Below are 13,693 nucleotides of genomic sequence, written 5' to 3' on the forward strand. Positions count from 1 at the left end.
TGGATTCTGATTTCATGGCGCTCTCCTCGACTGATGTATGGCGCCCGCCTTTTATAGCGCGCCGCATGTCTCCCGCCTATGACGGCTTACCGCAGGTCGCTGCGAGCCTAGTGCGGCTTCGGCTGGGTTCCGTGCTGTTGCGGGTGGCGGCAAGGCCGCGCAGATCCGGCCCGTGGCATCGCCGCCACGCCCGCCGGGCTTTGCATTTTTTGACGATCCGGCACGACCCGCCTTGCGCTAATCTGGCTGCGCCATCATCCCCAAGGCGAGGCCCATGCCATGACCTTTCTCGCAAGCGCCAACCTGCTGCGCCGCCGCGACGGGCACGAAGCCCGCGTCACTTTCGTCGAGCTGTTCTTCGATCTGGTGTACGTCTTCGCGGTCACCCAGATCTCCCACGGTCTGCTGCATGATCTGACCTTGTTGGGCGCGCTCCACTCCCTGGTGCTGTGGTTCGCCGTCTGGCTGGGTTGGCAATACACCTGCTGGGTCACGAATTGGTTCGATCCCGACGCCGTGCCCATGCGCATCATGCTGTTCGCCGTGATGCTGGCCGGCCTGGTCTTTGGCGCCGCCCTGCCGGGCGCGTTCGGCGCCACGGGGCTGGTGTTCGCCGTCAGCTACGCGCTGATCCAGGTGGGACGCACGCTATTCATCGTGCTGCACCTGGGGCCTGCGCATCCGCTGGCGCCCAACTTCCGCCGCATGCTGGCGTGGCTGTGCGTGTCGGCGGTCTTGTGGATTGCAGGCGGACTGTCCCAGGACGGCACGCGGCTGGCGCTGTGGGCGCTGGCGGTGGCCTGCGAGTATCTGTCGCCCATGATCGGCTTTCGGTTTCCCGGCCTGGGGCGTTCCGCGACCAGCGAGTGGACGATCGAGGGCGGCCACCTGGCCGAGCGCTGCCAGCTGTTCGTCATCGTGGCGCTGGGCGAAACCCTGCTCATCACCGGCGCCACGCTGGCAGGCCTGGAGCGCTGGAACGCGCCCGCGCTGATCGCGTTGCTGGCGGCGTTCCTGGGCACGGCCGCCATGTGGTGGGTGTACTTCGACACCAGCAGCCGTGACGGCAGCGAGGCCATCGTGCATAGCGACGATCCAGGCCGCATCGGCGCCTGGTTCCACTATGTGCACGTCATCCTGATCGCCGGCGTGATCGTGTCCGCCGTGGCCAACGAGCTCGTCATATTGCATCCGGACGGGCGCATCGCCATGCCGGCGGCCGCCGCGCTGATCGGTGGCCCGGCGCTATACCTGGCGGGCAACGGTATTTACAAGACAGTGGTCTACGGCCGCTTCCCGCTGTCGCACGTAGTGGGGCTGGTGCTGCTGGCCGTGCTGGCGCCCGTGGCCTTTGTGACCGACAACCTCATGGTGGGCGGTTTGACCACCTTGATCATGATTCTGGTGGCGGCGTGGGAGAGCGTGTCGCGGCGCAGGGCGCATGCCGGCGTTCCGCAAGGAATCGCGGAGTAGCGTCAATCCCGTGAGGGCCGGAGGCTGCCCCAGAGGGATCCGTTGGATGCCCCCGTGGAGCTGGCAGGCGGCGGCTTTCAGCAAAGCCGCCGCGCGGCTCAGATCAGGCCGCGTATCCCTGCAATGCCGTGTGCGCCGTGGCGCAGCGCCTGCGATACGGTCTGGGTGGACTGGCCGCCCAGCGCGAACACCGGGATGCCGGCGTCGCGATTGCCCGCGACGAAGCCTTCCCAACCCAGCGTCGCCGCGCCGGGGTGGCTGGGCGTGTCCAGCACGGGACCCAGTACCGCGAAGTCGGCGCCGAGTTCGCGTGCGTGGACGACCTGGGCGTTGTCGTGGGCCGACACGCCGACCAGCGCGCCCGCGGGGAGTTCAGGGCGCGCCGTGAGCTTGGCGGCATCGGCCGCGCGCAGATGCACGCCATCGGCCTCGCGCCACCAGGCGGCGGGATGGACGCTGTTGACCAGCAGCCGGGCGCCCGCGGCGCGGCAGCGCTTCTGCACCTGTTGCAGCACTTCATGCAGCGAAGGAGAGGCCACGCCGTCCGGCCATTGCGGTTCGCGCAACTGCACCAGCTTGACGCCGCGCGCCAGAGCCGCTTCCAGACGGCCCAGGAACGCGGCCACGCCGGCACGGGAACCCACGGAGCTGATGCCGTAGGACGTGGGCAACTGCAGCCAGCGCAGCGGGGGCAGGGTGGCGGGCAACAGATCTCCCACCGATGCGGCCTGCGCAGGGGCGACCCATTCCAGGCGCTGGTTTTCCAGGCTGCGCGGTTCGCCCTCCCAGCCGGTGACGTGGCAGAACGCCAGGCGCACCGTGGTGTGGGGGTAGGCGTGCACGTAGGTGACCCAGGGGCGCGACTGCGTGACGCGGATGCCGATTTCTTCCTGCAGTTCGCGCGCCAGGGCTTCCAGCACGGTTTCGCCGGGTTCGAGCTTGCCGCCGGGCAGCTCCCACCAGCCCGCCCAGGGCTTGCCTTCGGGGCGCTGTCCCAGCAGCAGCATGCCGTCCGGACGCAGGATCAGGCCGGCGGCGACGTCGACGATCTTTTCAGACATGACGGGCTGCCCAGTCGCGCGCGAACTGGTACGCCACGCGGCCAGAACGCGAGCCGCGCTCGATCGTCCATTGCAGCGCCTCGGTGCGCGAGGGTTCGATCTGCGCTTCCGGGCAGCCCAGCTCGCGCAGCCAGTGGTAGACGATGTCCAGGTAGTCGTCCTGCTTGAAGGGGTAGAACGACAGCCACAGGCCGAAGCGTTCGGACAGCGAGATCTTTTCCTCGACGGTTTCGCCGGGGTGGATCTCGCCGTCGGGCTGGTGCTTGGCCGCCAGGTTCTCGCTCATGTATTCCGGCATCAGGTGGCGCCGGTTGGACGTTGCATAGATCAGCACGTTGTCGCCCGAGGCCGACACCGACCCGTCCAGCACCGACTTCAGCGCCTTGTAGCCGGCCTCGCCTTCCTCGAAAGAGAGGTCGTCGCAGAACACAATAAAGCGTTCGGGACGGGAGGCGACCAGCTCGACGATGTCGGCCAGGTCGCCGAGGTCGGACTTGTCCACTTCGATCAGGCGCAGCCCGCGGTCGCCATAGGCGGCCAGCATGGCCTTGACCAGCGAACTCTTGCCAGTGCCGCGGGCGCCGGTCATGAGCACGTTGTTGGCCGGCTTCTTTTCCAGGAACTGCAGGGTGTTGCGATCGATGATGCCCTTCTGGCGCTCGATGTGCTGCAGGTCCGCCATGTCGATGCGCGCGACGTGGCGTACGGCGTCCAGCCAACCGCGCGCGCCGCGCTTGCGCCAGCGGTAGGCGTGGGCGGTCCAGTCGATTTCGGGCGTTGCGGGCGGAAGCCAGGCTTCCAGCTGCGCGAGCACGCGCTCGGCGCGCTGGATAAGGGTGGAGAACTCGGTTGCGGTCACGTCTGAAGTCCCGGAAGTTTCGGATCAGGAGCGGTAGTCGGCGTTGATCGACACGTATTCGTGCGAGAAGTCGCAGGTGTAGACCGTGTCGCTGACCTGGCCGCGGCCCAGGGCGATGCGCACCTGGATCTCGGCCTGCTTCATCACGCGCTGGCCGTCGGCTTCCTGGTAGGCGGGGTTACGGCCGCCGTCCTTGGCCACCAGCACATCGTCCAGCCACAGGCGGATGTTGGACACGTCCAGGTCGTCGATCCCGGCGTAGCCCACTGCGGCCAGGATGCGGCCCAGGTTGGGGTCCGAGGCGAAGAAGGCGGTCTTGACCAGCGGCGAGTGGGCGACGGCGTACGCCACCTTCAGCGCTTCCTCGGTGGTGCCGGCCTCTTCGACGCGGATGGTCATGAACTTGGTGGCGCCTTCGGCGTCGCGCACGATCTTGGTCGCCAGTTCCAGCGCGGCGGCCGTCAGGGCTGCGCGCACGGCGGCGTAGGCCGGATCGGATTCGGCGTTCACTTCGACGCCCGACTTGCCGGTGGCGGCGATGATGAAGGAGTCGTTGGTGGAGGTGTCGCCGTCGACCGTGATGCGGTTGAACGAGGCGTCGGCGATTTCGCCGGCCAGCTTGGACAGCAGCGGCTGGGCGATGCCGGCGTCGGTCGCCAGGAAGCTCAGCATGGTGGCCATGTTGGGCCGGATCATGCCGGCGCCCTTGCTGATACCGGTGAAGGTGACGGTCTTGCCGTCGATCTGCACCTTGGCGGACGAGATCTTCGGCAGGGTGTCGGTCGTCATGATGCCGTGGGCGGCGCTGAACCAGTGGTCGGCGCCCAGGTCGGCGATGGCGGCGGGCAGGCCGGCCACCAGGCGGTCCAGCGGCAGCGGCTCCAGGATGACGCCGGTGGAGAAGGGCAGGACTTCGGCCGCGGGCACGCCCAGCAGCTTGCCGAGCGCGGCGCAGGTGTCCTTGGCTTTTTGCAGGCCTTCTTCGCCGGTGCCGGCGTTGGCGTTGCCGGTGTTGATGACCAGCGCGCTGATCGGGCCGCCGGCGGCCAGGTGGGCCTGGCAGACCTGCACCGGCGCGGCGCAGAAGCGGTTGCGCGTGAACACGCCGGCCACGCTGGTGCCCTGCGCGAAGCGGAACACGGTCAGGTCGCGTCGGTTGGCTTTGCGGATGCCGGCCTCGGTAACGCCGATTTCAACGCCGGCAACAGGAAAAATTTCGGACTCGGAGGGGATCTGCAGATTAACGGCCATGACTTCGTCTCATGTATGAGCAGGACGGAATCGCCGCCAGGCGAGGCGGCGCGCGGGGGAAAGCTTCGTATTATCCCACCGGATTGGGACAGCGTCCGGTCAGGGGCCGATCCGCATGGCCGCGACGTCCAGCACGCCGGCCTCGCGGTTGCCCAGCACGCTGCGCACGGCGCCGTCCGGGGACTGCAGCACCGACTTGCCCGCCGGCACGTCCTCGCCGCCCGCGCGCCGCGCCGAACGTCCGCGCGACGGCGAGAACAGCAGGTCGCCGGGCTGGGCGCCGGGCAGGCGGGGGTTGGCGGCCAGCACCCGGGTGCCGGGCTGGTAGGTCATGTCGCCCAGTACGGTCTCGCGCGCCAGCAGGCCTTCGAAATCCAGCATGCGGCGCTGGCTGTCCAGCTGCATGTCCACCTTCAGCATGGGCATGCGCCCCACCTCCAGCGCCTCGCTGCCTTCGGTGCGCAGCAGCCAGCGCGGCGCGTCGGCGGCGCTGCCGCCATTGATGACCTTCAGCCAGGCGCCGGGCGGCACGGGCTGCTGGTTCAGGGTATTGCCGATGGCCAGATGGCAACTGGCAAAGCGCGGGCGGCCATCGTGCAGCACGAATTCAAGGCGGTGCCCATGCGCGCACAGCCAGCCGTCCTGCGCCTGGTCGCGCGCGATCTCCACCGACAGGGTCTCGGCCTGCTTGCTGCTGGCCGGGTAGCGGAACATGCGCGTGGCCGCGACGCCCTGGATGGAGGCGGGGTGGCTTTCGGGGAAGACGGCGAGATCGAACGATGCCAGATCGCCTGGCTTGGCCAGGCTGAGCACGGTGCCGGCCGGCATCTCCACTCCCGCCAATTGGGTGGACTGGGCCAGCACGGTCTTGCGGTCGGCGTCGGCCTGGGCGCTTTGCCGGGCCGAGAACCACAGGCTGAACTGCTGATAGGGAAAGATGGCGCCGACGATGGCGAGCAGGGCCATCAGGACGGCGCCGCCGCGCCGGTGGCCGCCAAGCCATTCCCGGGCGCTGGAGGTGGTGGCCAGCACGGCCAGCCAGGTCAGCAGCGTGGCCAGGCAGGCCAGCGAAGCTGCCATCAGCACGTAGAAATTACCGCCAGGAAGAGAAACCGGAATCATGGCGGCAATTATGCGCCAATCCGCAGGCGGACATGGGCGCCTGCGGGCGTTCAGTTCTTGGCGGATTCGGAGCGGGTCGCCACCACTTGCAGCTTGAGTTCGCCCAGGGCCTGGAACAGCGCGTTGCGGGTGCTTTCGGGCAGGTCGCCGAACATGGACTTGACCCAGGATTCGTGGGCGCGGGCCATGCGGGAGAAGCTCTTCTTGCCCAGCGGCGTAAGTTTGATGAGCGAGCTGCGGCGGTCGGATTCGACCTTGGTGCGCACCACCAGGCCTTCTTTTTCGAGCTGGTCGGTGATGCCGGTGATATTGCCGTTGGTGACCATCATGTGGCGCGACAGTTCGCCCATCTTCATGCCCTTGGGCGCGCGCTGCAATTGCGCCATCAGGTCAAAGCGCGGCAAGGTCGTGTCGAACTCATTGCGCAGGCGGCTGCGGATCTCGCTCTCGACGAGATTGGCGCAGGTCAGCATGCGCAGCCACAGGCGCAGCGCATGGTGATCGTCGGGCGCTGCGCGGGATTCCAGGTCGGGGGTGTCGGTCATGGCTATGGAAATTACCGGGAATGAGGGGCGGGCGCCAGATGCTGTCGATCGAGGATCGTCAGGCGGGCCGCGGCGTTGCCGGCGGCGCGCTTCTTGAGTATCGGCGGGATGTCGGGTACTGTCGCGCGAACGTCGCGCCGGGTATCCGGCACGGCGCGTTCATAGTTTGGGTGGAGGGTAACCATGGCGGTAGCTTATTAGTAAAAACCCTTTGGTAAAAACCCTAGACTTGTTTTGCCGAATACTTTAAACCTAAACTATGAAGCACGCCAGCCTTGGCTGTGCTGCACGAAGTTTTTCGAATCGCGATTTCAAAAAAGAACACCCTCTGCGCGGGCTCGCGCACGGAGCACACCACCATGCGTTTGATCACTTCCCTTCTGGCCGCCGCCGCCCTGGTGCCGGCACTGGCCGGCGCCGACACCATCAAGGTCGGCATCGCCAACGACATCTCCGGTCCGTTCTCCGCCCTGGGCGCCGAAGCCCGCGACGGCTTCAACCTGGCCATCAAGCAACTGGGCAGCAAGCTGGGCGGGCAGCCCGCCGAATTCGTGCAGACCGACATGGGCGGCAACCCCGACCAGGCCCGCCAACTGGTGACGCGCTACATCCAGCGCGACAAGGTCGATTTCTTCACCGGCCCCATCGGCTCGAACGTGGCGCTGGCCGTGGGCCCCGCGCTGTTCGCGGCCAAGGTGCCGTACCTGTCGAACAACCCCGGCCCCAGCCAGTTCGCCGGCGCGCAGTGCAATGCGTACTGGTTCGGCACGTCCTACCAGAACGACGCCTTCCACGAAGCGGCCGGCAAGGTTGCGGCGGATCGCGGCTTCAAGAAGATGTTCATCATGGCCCCGGACTATCCGGCCGGCAAGGATGCGCTCAACGGCTTCAAGCGCGGCTACAAGACCGCCCCGGGCGACGAGGTCTACACCAAGCTCGGCCAGATCGACTACGCCGCAGAGTTGGCGCAGATCCGCGCCGCCAAGCCGGACGCCGTCTATATCTTCCTGCCGGGCGGCATGGGCATCAACTTCGTCAAGCAGTTCGTCTCGACCGGCCTGTCGCAAAGCGTCAAGCTGATCGGCCCGGGCTTCTCGGCCGACGAGGACGTGATCCAGGCCGTGGGCGAACCCATGCTGGGCATGTACAACACGGCGCAGTGGGCGCATGACCTGGACGTGCCGCAGAACAAGGCCTTCGTCGAAGCCTTCCGCAAGGAATACAACGGCCGCTACCCCTCGGTGTACGCTGCCCAGGCCTACGACGTGATCATGGCCATGGACGCTGCCGTCAAGCAGGCCGGCGGCAAGGCCTCCGACCGCGAAGCCATCGTGCGCGCGCTTGAAAAAGCCGACTACCCCTCGGTGCGCGGCAGCTTCACTTACGGCAAGAACCACTATCCCATCCAGTCTTATTACCTGCGTGTCGTCGACAAGGACGGCAGCGGCCGCATTACCAACAAGCTGGTGGGCAAGGTGTTCGACAAGTACCAGGACGTCTACGTCGGCGAATGTAAGCTGTAGAGGGAAAGACCCACCCCCGAAGCGCTGCGCGCTTCCCCCTCAAGGGGGCATGCCTGCGGACCGGCGAAGCCGGCTCCGCGGCATCCGGGTCGGGTGACACCGCTGCATGCGCCGTGCCTGGTGCGCGGACGCGATGCGCAATCAGATGGCTCTATTGATTAGGCCGCGAACCAGGCCATCGGCACTTCGCGGCAGGGGGAAGTCTTCATGACGTTTACGCTGATCGTCGAGCAATTGCTGAACGGTCTGCAGTTTGGGTTGATGTTGTTTCTGATCGCGGCCGGGCTGACCCTGGTGTTCGGCATCATGGACATCATGAATCTGGCTCACGGCTCGCTCTACATGGCCGGCGCCTATGTCGCCGCCGAAACCATGCAGCGCACAGGTTCATTCACCGCTGCCGTCCTGGTGGCGGCAGTCGCCACCGGCATCGTCGGCGTGGTGCTGGAACTCACGCTGATCCGCCGCCTGGCGCTGCGCGACCACCTGGCCCAGGTGCTGGGCACCTATGCCGTCATCCTCATCGCCAACGATCTGGTCAAGATGATCTGGGGGCCGGCCCCCGTCATGCTGAACATGCCGGCCGCGCTGTCCGGCCCGGTCCGGCTGCTGCCCGATCTGCTCTATCCCGCCTACCGCCTGATGATCATCGTGTTCGGTGTGGCCGCCGCCGCGGGCCTGTACTGGTTCGTGACGCGCACCCGTGCGGGCGTGCTGGTGCGGGCAGGGGCGTCCAACCGCCAGATGGCCACCCTGATGGGCGTGCGCGTGCCGCTGCTGTTCCTGGGCGTGTTCGTGCTGGGCGCCATGCTGGCCGCCGTGGCCGGCGCCTTGCTCGGCCCGATCACGTCGGTACAGGTGGGCATGGGCGAGGAAATCCTGATCCTGGTGCTGGTATGCATCGTGATCGGCGGCATCGGATCGATTCGCGGCGCCTTTGTCGGCGCGCTGTTGGTGGGCATGGTGGATACGGCGGGGCGGGCCTTCCTGCCCATGCTGCTGCGCCAGGTCTTTTCCCCGGCCGTGGCCTCCAGCGTCGGACCGACGCTGGCCGCCATTGCCATTTATGTATTGATGGCGGCAGTGCTGGTGTTCCGGCCCTCCGGCTTGTTTCCGGCGCGGGGTTGAGCATGAAATCCATGATCTGGACCGTGGTCCTGCTGGCCGCGCTGGCCGTATTCCCCCTGGTCGCGCCGGCGTTGGGCCTGGACTTTTACATTTCCTTCGTGCGGCGCGTGCTGATCTATGCGCTGGCCGCGACCAGCCTGAACCTGATCCTGGGCTATGGCGGCATGGTGGCGCTGGGACACGCGGCGTTCTTCGGCGCGGGCGCGTACGCGGTCGGCATCCTGGCCATGTCGGGCGTGACGTCCGCCCTGATCGTCTGGCCCGTGGCCATGCTGCTGGCGGCGGTGCTGGCCTGCATCACGGGGGCGATTTCGCTGCGCACCCGCGGCGTGTACTTCATCATGATCACGCTGGCCTTCGCGCAGATGCTGTTCTACATCTTCATCTCGCTGCGGCAGTACGGCGGCGAGGACGGGCTGAACCTGCCGGGCTACTCCAGCCTGCCGGGCATCGACCTGGCCAATGACGTCAGCTTCTATTACCTGGTGCTGGCGGTGTTCGCGCTGATCATGTGGGTGTTCGGCCGCGTGGTGACCTCGCGCTTTGGCACCGCCCTGCAAGGCATACGCGAAAACGAATCGCGCATGGAATCCATGGGTTATCCGGTCTATCGCATCAAGCTGATGGCCTTCACGCTGAGCGGCGCGGTGGCCGGCCTGGCCGGCGCGTTGCTGGCCAACCATAATCTCTTCATCTCGCCCAGCCTGATGCACTGGACCCAGTCGGCCAACCTGCTGATCATGGTGCTGGTGGGCGGCATCGGCCTGCGCTATGGCGGCGTGGCGGGCGCCGTGGTCATGCTGACCCTGGAGGAAGTGCTGCGCCTGTGGACCGAATATTGGCACCTGCCCCTGGGCGTGCTGCTGCTGTGCGTGGTGTTCGGCGCGCCGCGCGGTCTGGTCGGGCTGTTCGGCCCCTTGTTCAGCGGCCGCGCCGCTGCCACCCAATCCGGCAAGGCGGGATCATGAACGCAGCTGTAACGCCGGCCCTGCAGGCCACGGGACTGGTGCGCCGCTTCGGCGCGCTGGTCGCCACCGACAATGTGTCGCTGTCCCTGAACCCGGGCGAGATCCATGCCCTCATCGGCCCCAATGGCGCGGGCAAGTCGACGCTGATCCATCTGCTGTCCGGCACGTTGACGGCTGACTCGGGCAAGCTGACGGTAGGCGGACGCGACGTCACCAGCATGAACGCCCATCAGCGAGTGGCTGCCGGGCTGTCGCGGTCGTACCAGATCACCAACATCTTCAAGCAATCCTCCGTGCTGGACAACCTGGTGCTGGCGGTGCAGGCGCATGCCGGCAGCAGCTTCCGCTTCTGGAAGCCGCGCGCCGCCGAATCGGCCCTGTACGAGCAGGCGCGCGAGCTGGCCCGGGAATGCGCCATCGACGCCAGCCTGCTGGAACGCCCGGCCGGTACCCTGCCGCACGGCGAACAGCGCAAGGTCGAATTCGCGCTGGCCCTGGCCGCACGGCCTGCCGTCCTGCTGCTGGACGAACCCATGGCGGGCATGGGGCCCGACGAAACCGTGCGCCTGACCGAATTGATCGAATCCATGCGGGGCCGAGCCGCCATGCTGCTGGTCGAACACGATATGCAGGCGGTGTTCCGCCTGGCCGACCGCCTGTCGGTGCTGGTCTACGGCCGCGTCATCGCGACCGGCACCCCCGACGAAATCCGCGCCAACCCGGAAGTGCGGCAAGCCTACCTGGGCGACGAGGAGACCGCATGATGCTGACCATCGAATCCGCCAAGAGCGGTTACGGCGCCAGCCAGGTGCTGTTCGGCGTGGACCTGCAAATCGGCGCGGGCCAGGTCGTGACCTTGCTGGGCCGCAATGGCATGGGCAAGACCACGCTGCTGCGCACCTTGTTCGGCCAGTTGCCCCTGCGCGGGGGCAAGATCCAGTTCGCGGGCCAGGACATCAGCGGCTGGAGTCCGGACCGCATCGCGCGGGTCGGCATGGCCATCGTGCCGGAAGGGCGGCAGTGCTTCCCGAATCTGACGGTGCGCGAACACCTGACAGCCTTCGTCGCCTCCCGCAACCCGGACATCGGCGAACCCTGGACGCCCGAGCGCGTCTTTGAATTGTTTCCGCGCCTGCACGAACGCGCCCGAAACATGGGCAATCAGCTCTCGGGCGGCGAGCAGCAGATGCTGGCCATCGGCCGGGCGCTGGTCACCAATCCGCGGCTGCTGATCCTGGACGAGGCCACCGAAGGCCTGGCGCCCAAGATCCGCGAGGAAATCTGGAATTGCCTGGCGCGCCTGCGCCAGGCCGGGCAGACCATCCTGGTCATCGACAAATACGTCGAACGGCTGCTGAGCCTGGCGGACCGCCACGTGATCCTGGAGCGCGGCAAGGTCGTCTGGACGGGGGACTCCCAGGCCCTGGACGCCGATCGCGGCCTCTGGGAACGCTATCTGGGCGTGTAGCAAGAAAGCTGCAATGTAAACAGGCAAACGCTGCTGGTCGTGAAATAAAAAGCAATAAATCGATATTTACATTGCAGTAGTGCAACTTAGGACGCCCGAGCGTCTTACAAGCGTTTGCTCCTGTTTCAATTGGATCCACTGTTCTCTACACTTGTCGCGCCGGACGTGCCTCGAGGGTACGCCTGCAACAGGCTCATGGCTGGACAAGCGGGGCAAGCGCGCGGCGAAACATCGTTACACAACGAAAGTCTGCCCATGCGTCCCCTTCACGCACGTTACGTCTTATCAGGCAGTAAGGAAGACTTTGCATGGCGAAATGGGGTTTGCGCAGAAAATCGTTGATGGCGCTGTTGCTGGCGTGCCTGGTTGCCCTGGCGCCGGCGGCCCTGATCGGCTGGCAGGTGCTGGACGGGGTCAGGGAGCACTTCGGACGGGCTTTCTCCGACAACTTCACGCAATTGAACCGCCAGCGCATCCTGGCGCCGGTGTCCCGTGAACTGGCCCTGTCGCAGCGGTTGGCGGATAGCGAGGTCACTCGCCGCTGGCTGCGGCACGAAAGCGATCCGGCCGCGCGCGAGCTGTTCTTTCGCGAAGCCGACGGCTACCGCCGCGATCTGCTGGGACGCGCCTACTTCATCGCCAGCGCCGCCTCGGGCAATTATTACTTCAACGACGACCAGCCCCTGTCCGAGACGCCGCGCTACACGCTGAGCAAAAGCGCGGCCGACGACGCCTGGTTCTACCTGACGCTGGCGTCTCCCGCCAAATACAACATCAACGTCAACCCGGACCTGAAGCTCAAGACCACCAAGGTCTGGATCAACGTCCAGGTGCGCGACGGCGACCGGGTCATCGGCCTGACCGGTTCCGGTCTGGACGTAGGCGGATTCCTGCGTGAATTCGTCAACAGCGGCCAGCCCGGGGTCACGCCGATCATCGTCGACGAGGAAGGCGCGATCCAGGCCCACATGGACGCCTCGCTCATTGCCTACAACTCGGGCGCGGGCGGCGCTGCCCGTGGCACGGTGTTCAACCTGCTGGACGGCGGCGAGGGCCGCGCCGAGCTGGCCGCGGCCATGAAGGCGGCGCGGACCGACCCGCAGTCGGTGCAATCCGCCTGGGTCAAGATGGACGGCATCCGGCAGCTGGTGTCCGTAGCCTACATGCCGGAACTGCATTGGCACGTGCTGACGGTGGTGGACCTGGGCGCGGCCCGGGTACTGGACACGGATTGGCTCTGGCCCGCGGCGATCGGCCTGGTGGTGCTGTTCGCGGCCATGTTGCTGTGCTTCGGCTACGCCATCGAGCGCCTGATGCTGCGCCCCTTGCGCCGCCTGCAGCAGTCGGCGCGCGCCATCGCCGACGGCAGCTACGACGTGCGCCTGCCTCCGGGCGGCCAGGACGAAATCGGCGACCTCAGCCGCGCCTTCGGCGTGATGGCGGACAAGGTGCGCCAGCACACGGCTGAACTCGAAACCAAGGTGCGCGAGCGCACCTCCGAACTCGAGGACGCCAATCGCGCCATGGCCGCCGCGCACAAGAAAATCGACGACTCCATCGATTACGCCAGCCTGATCCAGCGCGCCATTCTGCCGGATCGCCAGCTTACCCAGTCCCTGGGCGCGCATCATTTCGTGCTGTGGAAGCCGCGCGACGTGGTGGGCGGCGACTTCTACGTATTCCGCTCCGACGGCGCCAACTGCCTGCTGGGCATCATGGATTGCGCCGGCCACGGCGTGCCCGGCGCATTGATGACCATGCTGGCCCGCGCCGCCATAGATCTGGCGATCACCGAGGCCGGCCCGGCCGACCCCGCCGCCATCCTGACCCGCACCGACAACGCCATCCGCGCCATGCTTGCCGACGCGCAATTGCCCCGTGCGCTGGCCACGAACACGGATGCGGCCCTGGTTTATATTGACCGCCAGGGCGGCCGGTTGCGCTATGCGGGCGCCAAGATCAGCCTGTACGCGAGCAACGGCGAGGAACTGCGCGAGGTGCCCGGCGGCAAGCGGGCGCTGGGCGACAAGCGCACCGAGACCTACGAAAACATCGAACTGCGGATGGAGTCCGGCTGGACCTACTACCTGGTCACGGACGGGTTCCTGGACCAGGCGGGAGGCGAACACGGCTTTGGCTTTGGCAATACCCGGTTCGCGGAAATGCTCAAGACGCACGCGCGCCGGCCGTTAACCGAACAGGCGGCCGCCTTTACCCAGGCGCTGGCAGAGTACCAAGGCGGGCGGCCGCAGCGTGATGACATCACCTTGCTGTCGTTCCGTTTCGAATAAACGT

General features: G+C 66.7%; 12 protein-coding genes. 7 read left to right on the top strand and 5 right to left on the bottom strand.

The features are described 5' to 3' along the window. The first annotated feature begins 279 nt into the window (after positions 1–279). The gene (locus AC1RHV_RS15715; protein WP_054459250.1) at positions 280–1,473 is read left to right on the top strand and encodes a low temperature requirement protein A; all 1,194 of its coding nucleotides are present in this window, start codon (positions 280–282) and stop codon (positions 1,471–1,473) included. Positions 1,474–1,571: 98 nt separating this feature from the next. On the opposite strand, the gene AC1RHV_RS15720 is transcribed toward AC1RHV_RS15715, so the two are convergent. The 5 genes from AC1RHV_RS15720 to AC1RHV_RS15740 form a co-directional block, all read right to left on the bottom strand. After that, the gene (locus tag AC1RHV_RS15720; RefSeq protein ID WP_175159722.1) at positions 1,572–2,534 is read right to left on the bottom strand and encodes a Nudix family hydrolase; all 963 of its coding nucleotides are present in this window, start codon (positions 2,532–2,534) and stop codon (positions 1,572–1,574) included. Beyond that, positions 2,527–3,393 carry an ATP-binding protein gene (locus AC1RHV_RS15725; protein WP_054459246.1) on the bottom strand — a complete coding sequence of 289 codons (867 nt, stop codon included), beginning with the start codon at positions 3,391–3,393 and terminating at the stop codon, positions 2,527–2,529. Before AC1RHV_RS15725 ends, AC1RHV_RS15720 begins: the two co-directional genes overlap by 8 nt. Positions 3,394–3,417: 24 nt before the next feature. Further along, a complete protein-coding gene (gene argJ, locus AC1RHV_RS15730; RefSeq protein WP_054459243.1) occupies positions 3,418–4,644 on the bottom strand; it encodes a bifunctional glutamate N-acetyltransferase/amino-acid acetyltransferase ArgJ in 1,227 nt (408 codons plus the stop codon). 99 nt (positions 4,645–4,743) lie between these two features. After that, positions 4,744–5,766 carry a hypothetical protein gene (locus AC1RHV_RS15735; protein ID WP_054459241.1) on the bottom strand — a complete coding sequence of 341 codons (1,023 nt, stop codon included), beginning with the start codon at positions 5,764–5,766 and terminating at the stop codon, positions 4,744–4,746. A 50-nt stretch (positions 5,767–5,816) separates the two neighbouring features. Continuing rightward, positions 5,817–6,311, bottom strand: a complete 495-nt coding sequence (locus AC1RHV_RS15740; RefSeq protein WP_054459239.1) for a MarR family winged helix-turn-helix transcriptional regulator — start codon at positions 6,309–6,311, stop codon at positions 5,817–5,819. Between the two features lie 359 nt (positions 6,312–6,670). Between AC1RHV_RS15740 and AC1RHV_RS15745 the strand changes: the two genes are divergently transcribed. The 6 genes from AC1RHV_RS15745 (at position 6,671) to siaA (ending at position 13,689) form a co-directional block, all read left to right on the top strand. Beyond that, complete coding sequence (locus AC1RHV_RS15745) at positions 6,671–7,834, top strand: ABC transporter substrate-binding protein (protein ID WP_054459234.1); 1,164 nt, start codon at positions 6,671–6,673, stop codon at positions 7,832–7,834. A 207-nt stretch (positions 7,835–8,041) separates the two neighbouring features. Next, a complete protein-coding gene (locus tag AC1RHV_RS15750) occupies positions 8,042–8,962 on the top strand; it encodes a branched-chain amino acid ABC transporter permease (RefSeq protein WP_013391329.1) in 921 nt (306 codons plus the stop codon). A 2-nt stretch (positions 8,963–8,964) separates the two neighbouring features. Continuing rightward, the gene (locus tag AC1RHV_RS15755; RefSeq protein ID WP_192353002.1) at positions 8,965–9,930 is read left to right on the top strand and encodes a branched-chain amino acid ABC transporter permease; all 966 of its coding nucleotides are present in this window, start codon (positions 8,965–8,967) and stop codon (positions 9,928–9,930) included. Next, positions 9,927–10,694: an ABC transporter ATP-binding protein gene (locus AC1RHV_RS15760; RefSeq protein ID WP_054459230.1), complete on the top strand. Its 768-nt coding sequence runs from the start codon at positions 9,927–9,929 to the stop codon at positions 10,692–10,694. Before AC1RHV_RS15755 ends, AC1RHV_RS15760 begins: the two co-directional genes overlap by 4 nt. Then, a complete protein-coding gene (locus AC1RHV_RS15765; RefSeq protein ID WP_175159935.1) occupies positions 10,694–11,398 on the top strand; it encodes an ABC transporter ATP-binding protein in 705 nt (234 codons plus the stop codon). The genes AC1RHV_RS15760 and AC1RHV_RS15765 overlap by 1 nt, the downstream gene beginning before the upstream one ends. Before the next feature lie 308 nt (positions 11,399–11,706). After that, positions 11,707–13,689: a biofilm regulation protein phosphatase SiaA gene (gene siaA, locus AC1RHV_RS15770; protein WP_199728345.1), complete on the top strand. Its 1,983-nt coding sequence runs from the start codon at positions 11,707–11,709 to the stop codon at positions 13,687–13,689. Positions 13,690–13,693: the final 4 nt, after the last annotated feature.

The sequence above is a fragment of the Achromobacter sp. GW823-FHT04E03 genome (assembly GCF_058796095.1).